At 42.2% G+C, this 17017-nt stretch carries 15 protein-coding genes; 6 read left to right on the forward strand and 9 right to left on the reverse strand.

The annotated features are described in order from the left end of the window. The first annotated feature begins 49 nt into the window (after positions 1-49). Complete coding sequence (locus HMPREF1535_RS10450; protein ID WP_046146083.1) at positions 50-1606, forward strand: sulfatase-like hydrolase/transferase; 1557 nt, start codon at positions 50-52, stop codon at positions 1604-1606. Positions 1607-1804: 198 nt separating this feature from the next. Here HMPREF1535_RS10450 and HMPREF1535_RS10455 read toward each other — a convergent pair whose 3' ends face one another. Both HMPREF1535_RS10455 and HMPREF1535_RS10460 read right to left on the reverse strand, forming a co-directional pair. After that, positions 1805-3082: an ATP-binding protein gene (locus HMPREF1535_RS10455; protein ID WP_009860015.1), complete on the reverse strand. Its 1278-nt coding sequence runs from the start codon at positions 3080-3082 to the stop codon at positions 1805-1807. Positions 3083-3244: 162 nt separating this feature from the next. Beyond that, a complete protein-coding gene (locus tag HMPREF1535_RS10460) occupies positions 3245-4255 on the reverse strand; it encodes an aspartate-semialdehyde dehydrogenase (protein ID WP_046146084.1) in 1011 nt (336 codons plus the stop codon). A gap of 129 nt (positions 4256-4384) precedes the next feature. Between HMPREF1535_RS10460 and HMPREF1535_RS10465 the strand changes: the two genes are divergently transcribed. The 3 genes from HMPREF1535_RS10465 (at position 4385) to HMPREF1535_RS10475 (ending at position 7397) form a co-directional block, all read left to right on the forward strand. Further along, positions 4385-6766: a lamin tail domain-containing protein gene (locus tag HMPREF1535_RS10465; protein WP_046146085.1), complete on the forward strand. Its 2382-nt coding sequence runs from the start codon at positions 4385-4387 to the stop codon at positions 6764-6766. Between the two features lie 121 nt (positions 6767-6887). After that, positions 6888-7055: a hypothetical protein gene (locus HMPREF1535_RS10470; RefSeq protein ID WP_154670872.1), complete on the forward strand. Its 168-nt coding sequence runs from the start codon at positions 6888-6890 to the stop codon at positions 7053-7055. Between the two features lie 3 nt (positions 7056-7058). Next, complete coding sequence (locus HMPREF1535_RS10475; RefSeq protein ID WP_010800862.1) at positions 7059-7397, forward strand: hypothetical protein; 339 nt, start codon at positions 7059-7061, stop codon at positions 7395-7397. A 64-nt stretch (positions 7398-7461) separates the two neighbouring features. Here the strand turns inward: HMPREF1535_RS10475 and HMPREF1535_RS10480 are convergent, their stop codons facing one another. After that, positions 7462-8592 carry a clostripain-related cysteine peptidase gene (locus HMPREF1535_RS10480; RefSeq protein WP_046146086.1) on the reverse strand — a complete coding sequence of 377 codons (1131 nt, stop codon included), beginning with the start codon at positions 8590-8592 and terminating at the stop codon, positions 7462-7464. Between the two features lie 118 nt (positions 8593-8710). On the opposite strand from HMPREF1535_RS10480, the gene HMPREF1535_RS10485 reads away from it, so the two are divergent. Then, a complete protein-coding gene (locus HMPREF1535_RS10485) occupies positions 8711-9271 on the forward strand; it encodes a DUF3575 domain-containing protein (RefSeq protein ID WP_010800860.1) in 561 nt (186 codons plus the stop codon). A gap of 7 nt (positions 9272-9278) precedes the next feature. Further along, positions 9279-9815 (forward strand): DUF3868 domain-containing protein, encoded by a 537-nt coding sequence (locus HMPREF1535_RS10490; protein ID WP_010800859.1) that lies wholly within the window; start codon positions 9279-9281, stop codon positions 9813-9815. A gap of 714 nt (positions 9816-10529) precedes the next feature. Here HMPREF1535_RS10490 and HMPREF1535_RS10495 read toward each other — a convergent pair. The 6 genes from HMPREF1535_RS10495 to HMPREF1535_RS10520 form a co-directional block, all read right to left on the reverse strand. Beyond that, positions 10530-11435 carry a fimbrillin family protein gene (locus HMPREF1535_RS10495; RefSeq protein ID WP_046146087.1) on the reverse strand — a complete coding sequence of 302 codons (906 nt, stop codon included), beginning with the start codon at positions 11433-11435 and terminating at the stop codon, positions 10530-10532. A 7-nt stretch (positions 11436-11442) separates the two neighbouring features. Continuing rightward, the gene (locus HMPREF1535_RS10500; protein WP_010800857.1) at positions 11443-12375 is read right to left on the reverse strand and encodes a fimbrillin family protein; all 933 of its coding nucleotides are present in this window, start codon (positions 12373-12375) and stop codon (positions 11443-11445) included. A 118-nt stretch (positions 12376-12493) separates the two neighbouring features. Then, positions 12494-13516 carry a fimbrillin family protein gene (locus HMPREF1535_RS10505; protein WP_010800856.1) on the reverse strand — a complete coding sequence of 341 codons (1023 nt, stop codon included), beginning with the start codon at positions 13514-13516 and terminating at the stop codon, positions 12494-12496. Between the two features lie 57 nt (positions 13517-13573). Then, entirely contained in the window at positions 13574-14485 is a 912-nt protein-coding gene (locus HMPREF1535_RS10510) for a DUF5119 domain-containing protein (RefSeq protein ID WP_046146088.1), read from the reverse strand. Between the two features lie 128 nt (positions 14486-14613). Further along, positions 14614-15465: an AraC family transcriptional regulator gene (locus HMPREF1535_RS10515; RefSeq protein WP_009860004.1), complete on the reverse strand. Its 852-nt coding sequence runs from the start codon at positions 15463-15465 to the stop codon at positions 14614-14616. A 9-nt stretch (positions 15466-15474) separates the two neighbouring features. After that, the gene (locus HMPREF1535_RS10520; RefSeq protein WP_009860003.1) at positions 15475-17004 is read right to left on the reverse strand and encodes a glycoside hydrolase family 10-like protein; all 1530 of its coding nucleotides are present in this window, start codon (positions 17002-17004) and stop codon (positions 15475-15477) included. Positions 17005-17017 lie beyond the last annotated feature (13 nt).

Genomic DNA, 17017 nt, shown 5'->3' on the forward strand with positions numbered 1-17017 from the left:
AGGTAAATTTGTATCTTTGGCGCAATACTATAGCTTTAAAGATCGATTTATGAATAAAACTCTCTCCTCTTCATTTGTAGCGGTTTTGTCTCTGGCAGGCGTTTCCATATCCGATTATGTACAGGCGCAGCAGCCGGTTAAACCTAATGTTATCTATATCTATGCCGACGATATGGGAAAAGGTATGCTGTCCGCTTATGGTCAACGGCATTTCACGACACCTCATATTGATGCGATGGTTACCCGGGGGACTTCTTTCGATAATGCATACGGTTGTATGTTGTCGGCTCCGGCAAGAGCCTCTCTGCTGACCGGTTATCACGATTGCCATCCGGATAAATGGATGATATCGAAGGGAGGACAGTTTATTCCTCCGACTGATAACCTCTCATTGATTCCGGCTCTTGAGAAAGAGATAGACGATGGGGATATTCTTCTTGGGGAAGGCGATTATTATCTTCCTCAGGTATTCAAGAAAGCCGGTTATGTAACCGCCGAGATCGGAAAGCTGGAATGGGGTTTTACGGCTACCCGCAAACAGATGAAGGAACATGGGTGGGATTATTATTACGGTTATCTCGACCATGTACGTTGCCATGGTTTTTATCCGCCGTTTCTGTTTGACAACGGTGAGATTGTAACGATTGACGGGAATACTCTCCCGAATTGCGGAAAGAGTACGGAAAATGAAACAGATGAGACTTTGTGGGAGCGATGGGAAAGAAATGGTAAAGCTGTTTATTCGCAGGACCTTTTTCTGGATAAGATGCTGTCTTTTATCCGCGAGAATAAGGATAAGCCTTTTTTCCTGTTTCATCCGACCCAGTTGCCGCATGGTCCGGTAGCTATCCCGGCCGTTCACCCGGAGTTGGCAGCCAACCCTGAGTTAACACCGATAGAAAAAGAATACGCTTCTATGATTAAGTTGCTGGATGATCATGTGGGGATAATTATGAATGAGCTTCGTGATCTGGGGTTGGATAAGAATACGATTATAGTCTTTGCCGCCGATAACGGGCATGAGATTTATTATTCGCAGAAAGGAAGATGCGAAAAACCTTATAAGAACCTGCAAACCGGCCAATTGTTTGATGACTATACAGATAAGTATTACAGCGACCTGGCAGGCGATATTTTTAACGGGAATGCCGGGATGGCCGGACTGAAACGGAGTAATCTGGATGGCGGCGTACATCTCCCGCTGATCTTTTACGGTGAAGGATTGATACCGGCCGGCGTGAAAAGCAAGGAATTGGTTTCCAATTACGACTTCCTGTCTACGATGGCTGATCTGCTAAACGTTTCGCTCCCGGTAAAGAAAGACGGTATCTCTTTCCTGCCTACTTTGCTGAATGGGAAGCAAACAGATCCGAAACGGTATGTCGTATATGGCTCCAATCTCGGACCGGGCATTGTTATGAACGATGGCTGGAAACTCCGTTATTACAGAAAACAAGGTGTTTATGAGTTGTACAACTTGTCTGACGATCCGCAGGAGCGCAAGAACGTGATTGATAAATATCCGAAGAAAGCGGAAGAACTGAAAGCTATTATGCTGAAGGAATGTGACGGAAACCTGGAAAATGGGGTAAACAGATACGGATAACTATTCAGGGAACACAGATTAATGCATATCACATCTGTGTTCCTTTCATATCACAGATGGATTCCGTTTGTATCACAGTTGAGTTTCTTTTGTATCACAGATGTGATATGAATAAACTTTGGCATTTTGCTGACTCTACATTTGGCTTCGTCGGTTCGTTCAGGAGGCTAATCCATTCCTTCCGGGCGTCTGTCGACACTACCTGTTTTCCAACAGACTGTCCTGTTCAAGTAGCCATTTCCAAATCGGAACAACAGCGATCTCTTTTCCGTCTTCCACAATCATTTCTTCTTCATCGTGAGTAATGATGAGTAGTTTGTCAACATCCATGACTTTGGCTATTTTTAATAACGCTGTTATTTCGCGTTTGCGTGTTGCCTCTTCTTTCAGGCTATATGATACCTGTACAGCCAGATTCTTTGTCGGTATATAAAAGTCGACTTCAATGTTCTGATGATAAAAGTAAAGTTCTTCTTCGTATTTCTTTTTTAGGCTGATAGCTACCAAATTTTCTAGCAGTGAGGTTTCCGGGTCTATCAGAAATAGATTCAACAGGCCATTGTCGATGAAATAGTATTTCTGATTGGATACTTTCTCTACTAATTTACTGGCATAATTCTCAATAGAAAAGATCAACCATGTTGCTTGCAAAAACTCCAGATAATCGATAACGGTATCTGTGGTGACTTTGACTCCTGTGGATGAAACGATGTTTGACAACCGGTTGAATGAAGAGGGTTGTTTTACGCTTTCCGCCAACTTACGGATTAGGACTTTCATGGCTAAATCGTTTCGGATAGAATAGCGTGTTATCAAATCACCAAAAAATATCTTATTGAATAAATTGCTTAACCATTGGCGCTTTTCTATCTCTTCTATCAATTCTAATTCCGGTAATCCGCCAAAATAAAAATAATCAGAGAATGAACGAACTATTTCCGTGCGGTTTTTGAAATACCAGGCTGGTTCAACAGTTATGTCATTGGCTTTTAGATATTCCCGAAATGAAAAAGGATATACATTCTGTATAATAAACCTGCCGCCAAGTGTTGTTGCAATCTCACTGCTTAACATTTTGGCGTTGCTTCCGGTAATATACACCCGATATTTCAGATCTGTTAGCCGACGGGCAAACTTCTCCCAATGCGTCACAATCTGAACTTCATCCAGAAAGAAGATAGGACGATGTGCATAAAGCTCTTCATAACAAACTTTTATAAGATCGAGATCTTCAACGCTTAGGTTTATCAGGCGATCATCCTCAAAATTGAAATAAAGAATTTCTTCTATTGAGTGTCCTTCTCTCAACAAATGTTGTATTTGTTGATACATCAGATAAGATTTACCTGCACGACGAAGACCAACAAATACATAGTTTAGCTGATCTGATAAATGAATATCTCGTTCAATCAGTGTTATTTTCTCAACGAATTGCTGATATTCAATGATTAGAGACTTTATTACATTCTTTTCCATGCTATTTTATCTTTTGTACAAGACAAATGTAGTCCTATTTTGTCGATTATAAAAGATAAAATGGCATTTGTTTTATCGTTCATGAAAGATAAACATGATAAAAAACGAAAGGGACGATCTCCAACAGACCGTCCCTTTCTATATAGAAAGATTGTAAGATTATTATCCTATATTCTTCACCTTGATCAGGTATTCGGCAATCTGAACAGCGTTCAGGGCAGCGCCTTTCTTAATCTGGTCGCTTACAGTCCAGAATGTCAGACCGTTCGGATTGCTGATATCCTTGCGGATACGGCCAACATAAACCGGTTCTTTATCTGCAACGAACAGCGGCATCGGATAGTCTTTCTTTGCCGGATCGTCCTGCAGGATGATTCCTTCGCCTTCAGCAAAAGCTTTGCGTGCTTCTTCTACGCTGATAGGACGTTCTGTTTCAATCCAGGTTGCTTCGCTATGGGCACGCATAACCGGAACACGAACACAAGTAGCACTTACTTCGATATCGGAGTGCATGATCTTGCGTGTTTCGTTATACATCTTCATTTCTTCTTTCGTATAACCGTTTTCAGTGAACACATCAACATGAGGAATCACGTTGTAGGCCAGCTGATAAGCGAATTTTTCTACAGTAGGTTCTTCGCCCTTCAACAGTTGTTCGTACTGCTTGATCAGTTCGGCCATAGCTGTTGCACCCGCACCGCTGGCGGCCTGATAAGTTGATACATGTACACGTTTAATGTGCGATACCTTTTCGATTGCCTTCAATGCAACGACCATCTGGATGGTAGTACAGTTCGGATTGGCAATGATACCGCGCGGACGATTCAGTGCATCTTCCGGGTTCACTTCAGGAACTACCAAAGGCACATCGTTATCCATACGGAATGCGCTGGAGTTATCGATCATCACAGTACCATGTTTGGTAATGGTTTCTGCAAATTCGATAGATGTACCGCCACCGGCCGAAACAAAAGCAACATCGATTCCCTTAAAGTCGTCGTTATGCTTAAGCTCCTTAACGGTGTACTGTTTACCACGGAAGGTATAAACACGTCCGGCACTACGAGATGAGCCAAAAAGCACCAGCTCATCCATTGGGAAGTTTCTTTCGTCGAGCACGCGCAGGAACTCTTGTCCTACAGCACCACTCACGCCAACAATTGCTACTTTCATTTTGAGCACTAATTAAATTGTAATATAAAAAAATTGTTATAACTTTACCGCATCCAAAATCGAACACAATAATAGTTGTAAGCTATTAGCGTGCAAAGATAGATAATTTTATAACAAAACTATATAACTATGAAACAATTTATTCTTTTTATCCTTGTATTGCTTCCTGTTTGTGCATTCGCACAGTTTACAGAAACATTTGATGGTCCGGAGATCGGTTCGAATAATCCGTGGATTGATGATTCTAGTAGATATGTAATTAATGAGGAAAGACAATTGGCGTTTGACGGCTCTGGTCTGACCGGTAATTATCCGTTTCATACACCAATTCTTTTTGGTCGGACAATGGAGTGGGAGATGGATATTACATTAGCTTTTAAACCGTCTAATTTTAATAAAGCATGTATTTATTTATATAGAACTGATAAACCAAGTGATTTATTGTATTATATTCAAGTTGGAAGTAATGATGATAATGTATCTTTTTATAAATGGCCTCCAAAAGGGAATGCGCAGCGATTGATTAAAGGTGCTCGCCGGATGGATGGGAGAATGGTTCATATTAAGCTGGTTTTGGAAGAATGTAACCGTTGGACTCTTTATACTCGAATGTCTGATGAAGATTATTATATAAAAGAAGGAGAGTTGGATGATAAGAATTTGAAGGATATCCGTGATTCCGGTAGTCTTAATATCATTTGTTATTGCAAAGCTAAGTCCCTTAAAAACATGTTTTTCTATTTTGATAATATTTTGGTCCGTCATGAGCTGACGGAAACGCCTCTGCATCCGGCTGAAGAACCTGAAGATCCTTCAAAACCCGATATCACTTTGCCTAAACTGTTGTCAATAGAACCTTTGACTCTCTCTGATTTACAATTTGTGTTTGATCTTCCGGTTAAAACGGAGCAGGCTGCATTTTCTATTTCCGACATAGGGAATGCTGACCGTATTGTATATGCTGATGAAAGCCGGAAGGTTGTAAATACTCATTATCCGGAAGAAATGAAGACAGGAGAGATTTATACAATTTCCTATTCCGGCGTAACGGATGAGAAAGGGAATACACTTGACAGCTATTCAGAGAAAGTAAAAGTGGAGGAAGAAGACGAAGGTGAGGAACCATCTGAATCAGGCTCTATTCTTATTAATGAAATAATGGCCGATCCCAAGGGACTGGAAGAGTTGCCGAAAACAGAATATGTAGAACTTTATAACACTACAGAGAATGTATTAGTGCTTACAGACTGGCAATTTTCATATGGTGGAAAAGCGAAGCCTATGACGACCTTTGAAATTCCCGCAAAAGGGTATGCGGTACTTTATCGCTCCGGCAGGGATATTGTGGCTGATCTTTCAGCGGTGAAGGTCCCGTTGGATAATTTCCCGTCCGCACTGGCTAATACTGGAAAGTTGTTGCAGCTGTTTGATGGCGATAATAACCTGATTGATGAAGTAACCTATGAAAAAGCCACCCCCGCCAAATCCTGGGAGCGTTCTTCGTCCGGTTGGCATCTCTCTTCCGATCCGCGTGGCGGAACTCCCGGCTCTGTTAACTCGTCCGGTAAAGGTGAGGAAAAACCCAATGAACCGGATAAACCTGTTACACCTGACGACCCCGACGAGCCGGATATTCCTGACGATCCGTCTCTCCCTGATATTACCGTCGAACCGGGAGAGTTTGTTTTTAACGAACTTCTTCCCAACCCTTTTGCCGGTGGTAGCGAATATATCGAGTTGTACAACCGTTCCGATCGTGCCTTGCCGGTATCCGGCTTATCGGTCGCGGTCAGGAAAGCCGATGGAACATTGAATACCCGCTACCCGTTATCCTCCATTACAGTAACAATCGAGGCGGATGGTTATGTGTTGTTGACGAAGAACTTGGAGGGCGTTACCGATTTTTACACAATCCAGTCTCCGTCTTCATTGTTTGAAGTCCCCAAACTTCCTATATTGGCGAATACTTCCTCTACGCTTGTCCTGTTCCGGACCAAAGACGGAACAGTGATCGATGAAGTTTCCTATACCTCCAAATGGCATGCCTCTTCGATAAAGGATCAGAAAGGTGTCTCCCTGGAACGGATCGATCCCGATGCGGGAACGCAATCGCCTTCGAACTGGACCTCTGCATCTGCTACAGTGGGTTATGGTACTCCCGGTTATCCTAATTCACAATCGGATATTTCTCTGCCCGATGATCCGGATACTCCGGATGAACCGACCGGCATCAAGACACCGCAGTGGGATGAAAGTGCCGGCCATTATACTATATCCTATTATCTGGACCAGCCGGGATATAACTGCCGTGCTTTTGTCTTCAATATCGCCGGTCAGCGTGTAGCACAAATTGCTAATCACGAACTGCTGGGTTTGACGGGAAAATTAACTTGGGACGGTTATGCCCTGTCCGGGAGGCAACTACAGACAGGTGTTTATATCTTCTATGCCGAATTGTATCATACCAGCGGCACAGTAAAAAGATATAAACAGGTATTCCTTGTCCGGTAAAAGAATGTGGATAAGTAGTTTATTAATAAATCGCTTTATGTTTGTTGAAGATGTTTGGATGCTTTACCTTTGTAATATCTCCAATGGGCATAGAACATTAATCAAAATAATTGTAATGCCTATGAAAGAAGAAGAATTTAAACGTAGAAAAGGATTCCTGGAAAGCCTTTTTATGAACTATTCAGGACAGATGAATGATCATTCTGATCAGGAAAAAGATTTAATAATGAAGAATATAGATGTTATTCTTGATTGGTATAATGCTTTAGTTAAAGAGATGGAGGAGTAATTTATGGATAATAAAGAATATTTAGAATCGCATCCGGAATATAGAAGTTTATTTCCAACGCAGGAAATGTATGAGGATTTCGTACGTTTTATGGATCTTGATGAAGACGGGCGGCGTGTTTATTTTGAAGAACACAAGGCAAGATTGGATGTTATGTCTCCGGAAGAACGTAAACAAGATTGGGATAATTTGGTGAAAGGTACTGAGTTGTTGATCGAATTTGCCAAAGTGGAAATACCTAAACTAGCTTATGAAAAGAAGATGATCGAAGCTTCGAAGAAGCAGAATAAGGTAACTTGGGATGATATACGCAAAAAGCTGAATAATATAGCGAGTCTATAATGGGGTGAAAGTAGCTATGAGGAGACTTTAACCATAGTCCCTTCACAGCTACTTTTGTTTTTAGTTAATAAACCGCCTTATACCAGGCAAGCTGCTTGTACCAGTCTGACAACTTCGTCAGAGAGGATTGGGGCACGAAGACCGACAGGCCGGAGAAACGCTTGATTTTTCTTGCTCCATATAATGCTGCATAGTATGAATAAGGTGTTGCATATTTGCTGATGACCGCTTTTTCCATACAAGCGGTAAAACGTTGATACTGTTCGTCGTTTGCTAGATACTTGATAAAATCATCGAAGTCATAAAGCATATGCGGCTGCCTGACAGTAAGATATTCAAGTATCTGCATATTCGACAAAGAAAGAGCATAAATATCCTCTTCTGTTTTGTCTTTTAATATGTCATTGACAATTTGTGCCAATTCGTTCAATTCGCTTGTCTTTATCAGAGATACTGTGCCGTATGGAGCATAATCGTTATTGCTGTAGTATTCATAAAAACTTTTGGTAACTGCTTCCAGATCGGCTTTGTCTTTAAACAAGGCAGGCAGGAAATCTTCATAAGGAAATCCGCGGGCAAGGACTTCGGTCGGCGATCCCAGGAAATAATCCGTTTTGTCTTTCAACTCATAAGCACATTCAATGCCGCTCATATAACAAGCATCAAACAACATGAAGTCGAAATGAAAGCCTTCCAGCGCCTCGTTCATTTCTGTTATTTCCATATATTGGCCGTTTTCTTCTCCGAAAGAACGTAAAGAACTGAAATTACCTGGCAGCCACGATGTGCCATGGCTGGATAATACCAGACCATAACTTTCTGCTGGAAACAATTCTGTTGTTTCTTTGATCACCTTATACATAGTTTCCGGCAGGATAGCACTTTGGTTTTCGTAAAAACGGACGGTGTCTGTTACTATATTCCCTTTCTTGTCTTCTTTTATCTGGAACAAATAAGATCTGCTTTTGCTTTCCGAATAATATACAACCAGATTTCCTCCGTTGAGTGCTTTGTTGGAGGCGACTGTCATCATTTGTCTGATATTGGCACGTATATCACTACCAAGATTGGTACTGGCAATCATATAGGCAAGTACTGTTCGTTTGGCTGGTCCTTTTATCTCGATGTCTTCTTTACTGCAACTTCCCAGTAATAGCGCGAACAAAACGCTATATATAATATATTTGATTCTCATGCCTTATTATTTAAATTACAAAGTTACGTATAATTTGGTTGTCTCTAATGTTTTATATTTCTTTTTTCTATCTTTGTGTGCTAATAGATTTTAAAGCATGTAGAGAAAAGACACTGATATGAAAAAAGTATTATTCATCGCACTGTTGTTGTGCGGTATCGGGTGGGGAGCGAAAGCGCAGACTGTGGCAGTCAAGTCTAATATTTTGTATGATGCAACTGCAACAGTGAACCTGGGTGCCGAAGTTGCTTTCAACCGACACTGGTCGCTGGATATCTCCGGCAATTATAATGGCTGGGATGTTGCGAGCGACAAGTCGTGGCAGCATTGGATGGTGCAACCCGAGGCACGTTACTGGCTGCATGAAAAGTTTAACGGCCATTATTTCGGAGTTCATGGCGTTTATATGGACTACGATATGTCTCATGTGAATTTCATGTCGGTGATGAAAAAGGATTTTGCTTACGACGGCAATGCCTATGGCGGTGGTATCTCTTACGGATATCAGTTGTATCTTTCTCCGCATTGGAACATCGAGTTTTCGGCGGGAGTCGGCTTCCTGCATTTTGAGTATGACAAGTCGGCTTACCCTGCGGATAAGGAACCGGCTTATAAATACCGTAATAACTATTTCGGACCGACTAAACTCGGTGTCAGTATTGTATATATAATTAAATAAGTGAACGATGAAAACTCCGGTCTATATATTTATTTTTCTGCTGGTCGCACTGCTGTTTCCGGTTCAGGCACAGTCACAGACGGAAGCTCCGGCTACTACTTATAACGGCCTGATTAATATCAAACAGAATAAGGCTGAGGTAGAAGGTAACCTTTTAAAACTGGATATGGATATTTTGCTGAGCGGCCTGTCTGTCGGACGTTATCAGACATTGATACTGACTCCCGTTTTGCGCAAGGACAATTACCTGCTTCGTTTGTCACCCATCCGTATCAACGGGGCGAATAAACATAAAATGTATGAGCGCACGATTGCTTTTCAGGGCAAACAGGTGGCCGATAAAAATGCTTATGTAGTGTTGAAAAGTGCTCCAACCTTGTTGCAGGAGGTAAACTATAAAAAAGAGATTTCTTTTCGTCCGTGGATGGAGAATGCAGAGTTGCTCCTTCTCGGTGAACTGACAGATTACGATGATATCCCGGTTCAGACTTATACGAATGTTTTGACCGATCGTTTGTATATTCGTCAGGAGCAGGAAAAATAGTTTTCCTGAAAAAGTTTTACGAAATAAGACTTCACTCTCCGGGTGAGGCCTTTTATCTTTGTATTCATCAGGGTTTTGAGGTGACGCCACCCTGTTGGAATGGGATCACCGGTGGTACTGTCTGTTTTTATCCGAAAGCTTATAATTGTTTACCGCAGATATAAGCGGAGGTTAGTTCAAATCCTCTTACTTTCTAACTTTTCGACCCAGGTGAAACTATTAGTTGACCTGGGTGAAATATGTAGTTGACCTAGGTCAACTTGTTGTTTTCCCTTGGTCGAAAGGTTAAAGGCTTACTTGTTCGTTGATAATTAGCTATATATTTTGTATTAGTGTGATATAGTATAAAAGGATTACTTATAGAAATAATTGAGCTATCCCGTTCCCGTGCTTGACACGGGATCGCAAAGGCACAGACCGTATCCTATATGTATCTTTTGATACTGCTGGTTCTTCTGCGGCCCCGTGTCAAGCACGGGGACAAGATAGCTCACTTTTGACAAATTCTGAACCGATAGATTTCCTAGTATTTCCTCTAAGCATTCAAAACAGGATGTTGTTTTAGCTTGTTTAGGGATAAGGCCATGGGGTGAATCCGAAATAGTTTCGGGTGACGCTGCTTTTGCAGGACAGCGTCACCTGAAGATGCTGATAAATACAGGGATTCCAGGAGTTTTATTGTTGGGTGACTCTGGAGTGTGTAAAAAATGATGCTTAGAAATAAACTGTTTCATCGCTGGTGCCACCGTCCAGCCAAGGATTGATACTGCCTGAGATGCTGATGTCCTGGGCTTGTATGGTGAAAGAGTAGGTTTGTTTTTTTCCTCCTTCGAATGCTTTTGTCGATTCGATGCGGTAATCTTTGTTACTCATCCGGACAATGAAAACAGGTTTCTCTACCGGGTAAAGAAGATAGTTGGTAACGATTGTTTCTTCGTTCGGAGTTATTTCTTTATTCAGGTTGTCGATAAGTGTATAAGGCGTAATTGAGGGAGCGACACTTAGCTTGCCGGTTTGTACGTTCAGTTGTATGGTTGACGGATAGTTCTCCATCGAAATGCTTTGCAGGATCATCTCCTCCTTAATATCATCCGCTTTCTTGAATTTAAGTGTAATGGCGGAAAGGATATGGTTGAAAGAGAGATTGACTGGTTCATCACTTGTTGTTTTATCTCGGTCCAGTACGGGAGTTGCCCACATGATGTCGTCTTGTTTTTTCAGGTCAAAGGGGATATTTAACGGAGCGGCTGTCGCTGCTTCGGTGTAAGGGTAATAAGCGTAAAAGTTTAGTAAGGTGTCGGGGTTGATGGGGTAATGGGCATGGGTATCGCAGGTAAATTCATTGCTACCGGTGGTTTTGGTGTAGGGAGAGTTGTTGAGGTCCTTGCGGAGAGTCATATTTCCTCCGGAATTGTTTTTATTATATCCCCAACCCAATATCCCGACCTGGGAGTTGTCGGGAAAAGCTGTATTGTCGACAATTGCTTTCGTCATAATAATATTACCTCCAAAGCGTATAATACTCCCTTGACCATCGGTTGATTTTATAACATCGCCATCATTGTTGCAACTGAAAGTCGCAAAGAATAGAACAGAGAGTAATAACTTTATATTTTTCATTTTGTCATTATTTTATTTGTATGATATTGCCTTGAACGAAAGAATCGGATGACGATTCGGCTTTGTTGTCCGATTTAGTGAATGATTTTAGAGTGTTTAATTTCTTGATTGTGATTGTCAACAGATAGGAAATGCCTTCTTCCCATGCTGGTGAGTTGGTTGTGTCTATCTGTATATTATAAGATTGATCGCCAATCTTTAGTTTGAAGGTGTAGGCTAGTTCAGGGAATAGCAATAGATTTCCGTTTACGGATATTGTCTCTTTGCTAGCCATTGTGTTTGCATTGATGTCGGTCGATAATGTGAATGTTGTTGTGGAAGTTTGGTCGATTGTTACTATGCCATTCGACAGATCCAGACTTCCGCTATTGGGGGCATCGGTTGTAATGGATATATTTCCGTCAGGCAATATATTTTCTGTTCCGTTTACCAGGTTGAATTTTACATTAGTTAGTTTGTGGGTGAAGTTTAGGTTGACAGCTTCCGGCGTTTTTTGGTTTCCGGCATTGATTGGAGCGGCATGCATTAAATCTTCTTCACCGGTCAATGTGAACTCTAAAGAGTTATTATTGATTGTATAGGCTGTACCTTTTGATTGGCGCGGATAATATCCGGCTAAAGTGATTGAATTTCCATCTGTCGGATAAACCAATGATGGATTCGTAAAGATTAATTCCTGATTGCTCCCTATCTGGCTGGGAGAGATTCCGTTGTAAATAACTTTTGTACTACTTGTTCCGTAAATACCTATTTCATTAATATTATCATTTGTGAATACATCTACTAATGCCTTAGTTGTAGCATCAATCCCTTTTGGCATAATCAGGATGGGAACAGGAACTTCGTTTATCGGATGAGGTTCCTCTTCTATCCCGATTTCATTGCTGCATCCGGTTAGGATGAAAATGAGGGCCAAAAGGTATGAAGATGAATTTTTCATGTAATACTACGATAGTAAATTAATAGAGAGTGAGAGTGTTTAAAAAAGTAATAATTGTTTTGTAATGCAATATAAATATTTTTAAACACTCTAATTTTGTCTTCAGTATATATTACTATTATTGAACCGTTCCTGTTCCTCCTGTAACTGTTTCCCATTTTGTAATGGTTGCAGTAGTAGCTATAGTACTCGCTTTAAATGTAAGTATGATTTCATATGCTTTTCCTGCAGCAGGGGCAGCTCCTAAAGTAATAGGAACCTCTGCCGTTGATTTGTTTGTCGTAATTGCAAGAGTATAATCAGTTGTTGCTGTTAGAGGTTGCACCATTATGTATCCACCTAAAGTTTCAGTTTCAGTTAGAGTTATAGGACTTGCTTCTGTGATTTTATTGTCGCTATATGTTCCATCTGTGACTGCATAAGCTGTTAGTTCTGCTGGGTTACTCCAAGCTAATGAAGGAGTAGATGATAATGTACATGTTATAGTGGATGGTAAATTAGCAAGTGTACCTGAAGCTTTTGTTTTAATAGCAATGCTTCTAATGGCATTTCCCCAAGTGTCAATAGCTGCTGGATCCTCTGCAACAAATTTAAATTGCATCTGGAGCAATTGGTGATTGAATGTTATGGATTTAATTTGTTCGTCTTTACTTTTATTGCCTGAAACTTCTGCTGATAATAAAATATCTTCTTTCCCTGTTATTGTCCATTGTAATTTACCTTTGTTTGTCGAAGCATCAGGTTCTACTTCCGCTACTGGATAGTAGCCAATTAACCATGATTTGAGAGTAGGATCGACATTGTAGTAGAGTGGTGTATTGAATGAGATTTTACCTGTTGAGATATCATCGGTTTTTATTTCTGCAGTAGATGCAACTTTACTTACATCTCCCCATGCAGGAGATTCTGCAATGTCTGCTGCTTTTACGAATTGGATACCTGGTAAAGCGCTGGACAATTTACCTTGATCATCGCTGGTTATAGGAGTTTTTGTCGTAATACTCCCAATCCCTGCATTCAACTGTATCTCCACCGGTTGTCCATTATCAATATTATCTATTGGGTCACCTTCGCTTGTACAAGCGGTCATTGCTGCAACAGTTGCAGCAATTGAAATCATACTTAATACTAATGTTTTCATAATTATAAAAATTTAATTGTTGTTGTTTTATTCGTTGCTTATTACTTATCATTCAATTCATTCGATGATCATGTCATCGCCGGCAGAGACTTCCCACTTGTTGATTGTGACAGTGAAGGAGGCGTCTTTTTCTACCGTTACGGATACGTCTACATTTACTTTGTTTCCTTCCGTTTCTCCGATCGAGTTGCCCAGGTCGAGGGTGGAAGTGGTGGTACTTCCGTCATTGAGGGTGAAATCCAGCTGTACTTCGTTTTTAGGGAGGGCAGGTGGGGGTGTTCCTTGTTTGGGGGGAGTGCCTAATATCAATACATTTGTTTTTATACCTTCCGCTGAAGTTGTTGTTTCAAAGTTAACTGCTGTTGTTTTGTCCGGTACGATCTCTTGTCTGCTCAGGTTGAAAGCGGCAGGTACACCTGTCAGCTGCCCTTTGCATTCTTTTATATACTCCATACCCTCGACTTTTATGTCGAGCGTTACTTCGCGGATCAATGAAGCCGGACTGAACTCACGTTTATTATTTGCTCCGTCGTTGGCTTCCACTTCCAGGTTGTCGATGGCTATTCCATATAAAGGAATGCGTCCCGATGTCGTACCCCCGGCCGCTTTCGTTTCCGGGATAAATGCTTCTGCCGTCTCAAATGAATTCATATTGCGGAACTGGATGTTGTCGGCATCGCAATTGAAAACCAGTAAACGGTATGTATCCGGTGGCAGTGTGAACTTCAGACCGCTTGTGTCACTCTCGATCTGTATCATTGCACCCTTTTCCAAAGGATAAAAGCAATAACGAACTTTTTTAGGACTTTCATAGCCGCTCATGGCCTGTTCCCATTTCAACGAATACCAAATGAAACCGTAGGAAGACTGCTCTGGCTTTTCTTCCGAACTGCATTTAATGAAACATGTAATGATCATTAATATACAGACTGCGATTCCGCACGAGCAACCTAGTTCACTTCTTATCATTATTTAATATACGTTGAAAGTCAATTCTTCTTGTTTCTGACGCAAATGTATCGGGAAAAAGCAGACGTAAAATTGCTTTTTCTATTCAATAAGTTGTAAAAACTGCGAAAGTTGTTGATTTTTACTGGTTATTCGTCTTTTTTATTGCGAAGTGCACGGGGAGACATGCCGAAATTGGTCCGGCAGAAGTGGGAAAAGTTGGAAAGCGATTCGAAACCGTATTTGTAGCTGATCTCTGAAATAGACATTTCGGTAGTGGTTAAGTCGTTCTGGATGTCTTCACATTTCTTTTTCAGCATCCACTGGTAAGCGGGTTCGCCGAATGTCTCTTTGAACAGGCGGCGGAAAGTAGGTGTGCTGTAGCCTCCCATCTGGGCGAAGGCTTCCACATCTTTCGCCTTCATATAATTCTGCATGACGAAGTAACGGAAACTTTTGCTGTACCGGTAGATCGGCGAGTAGAAAGCGGCCAGTTCTTTTAATGTATAGTAGCAATTGAGCAGGTAGACCAGCTCCGTCCGTTTGGCATTCAGGAAACCGGCGCACAGCAGGTCGTCGTTCAGGTACATCCGTACCCCTTCCACGAAATACTGCAACGGTGGGCACATATTCATTACAATCGGTTCGATACGGGAGGTCTCTGCTATGCTGGCCCCTTTATTGAAACGTTCGTTGCAGATATTGATCGGGCGTTCAAACAGGTACAGGATACATTCGGCGGTTTCGAGGATCTTGAATTCGACCTTCGAGCCGATCGGTTGCAGGATGAACTGCCCTGCACTGAAAATGGTATTGGGATGTTCTTCGCTATTGACCTGCACGGAACCTTTCAGCAGAAAATACAATGTATTCTGCAAACAACGTTCCCGTGGGATGATAAGTCCTTTGGGATAGGAACGATATTTAAAGATGTTTCTCCTGTATTCGGAACAGGAGCCACAATCCGTAAATTTGCTGTATCTAAGGTCCGGAGAGAACATAGACGGTCATTATAATTTTACCTTTATACTTTTTCCCGTATTCTCGTTATGAAAACGGTCTACGGCGGTCACAATATAGCGATATTTTTTCTTTCCGTTATCATAAGGCATTAAATATCTTGTGTTACGGGTGATTTTTACGATTTTTGCCGGATTACTGAGGTCGATCGGTTCTTTATCTTCGAAACGGTAGACGACAAAGTAGGAGGCTAGCTCCGGGTTTGTCGGGCTTTGTTCGGCCTTCCAGTGCAGCATATAACCGTCGGCGGTCCATTCTTTTTTCAGTTTTTTCACCTCCTGCGGTGCCCGGTTGTGCATATGGGTATAGGCCGGGATCAGTGCCGGATAACGGTGGTAGTTCCTTTTCAGGCTATCGGCTACGCCTTTGTTGTTCCACAACAGTTCGTTGGCAGGCCAGAAGCAATTGCCTTTGACTTTCGACAGAGCGCGTTCGTAACGCATTTTGCGGGTCAGTTGGCTGGCTTTCATGGTGCGTGCCACGTCCTGGCCGATATAGAGATGGGGGCCTTCGAGGGTTGCGTTCTTATTCCACCATTGGATCAGGGTGATATAGTCGGCTGCCGGATGGTCTATTTCCCAATATATCTGAGGCATGTTGTAATCTATCCAGCCTTCTTTCACCCAGTGGAGGATGTCGGCATAAAGGTCGTCATAGTTTTGCAGGCCGTTGGTATCGCTGCCGGAACCGTCGGGTGTGCTTTTCTTGTTACGGTAGATACCGAAGGGACTGATGCCGAAACGCACCCAGGGTTTGGTGAGCAGGATGGTCCGTTTCAGTTCGCGGATCAGCGTGTTCACGTTTTCCCGACGCCAGTCACTGCGCTGTGCATTGGTGTATCCTTTGTTCAGTCCGTATTTCTGGAAACTCTTATCGTCGGGGAAAGGCATGCCGGCTGCCGGATAGGGGTAGAAATAGTCGTCCATATGGATGGCGTCCACATCGTAACGGCTGACAATGTCGCGTACTACCTTATTAATGAACTGGCGGCTTTCGGGCAGTCCCGGGTCGAACAGAATCTGTTTATTATAGGTAACGAACCATTCCGGATGTTTGTTATAAATATGTGAATCGGCAAAACGGGTGTTGCCTGCCGTGCTGGCGCGGTAAGGGTTCAGCCAGGCATGGAACTCCATATTCCGTTTGTGGCATTCGTCGATCAGAAATTCCATCACGTCGAAATTGCCTGCCGGAGCGACGCCCTGCTGTCCGGTATAAAAACGGCTCCAGGGTTCGATGTCCGATTTATAGAAAGCGTCGGCTTCGGGACGGACCTGAAAGATGATGGCGTTGATACCGCAGGATTGCAGGTAATTCAACTTACGCACGAAATCTTTCCGTAGCTGGGCGGGAGTCATATCCTTATATTCTCCCTGGAAAGCTGTTTGTATCCAGGCTCCCCTGAATTCCCGTTTGTCTTTTCCTTCTGTCTCGCGGACTGGTAGTTGGCGTGTAGTCGAACAGGAGGTAACTACACAAAGGACCACTGCCAGAAGCAGGCGGATATACTGATTGTTCATGAATATTGTCTGG

Origin of the sequence: Parabacteroides goldsteinii DSM 19448 = WAL 12034, from assembly GCF_000969835.1 — a bacterium.
Lineage (GTDB): Bacteria > Bacteroidota > Bacteroidia > Bacteroidales > Tannerellaceae > Parabacteroides > Parabacteroides goldsteinii.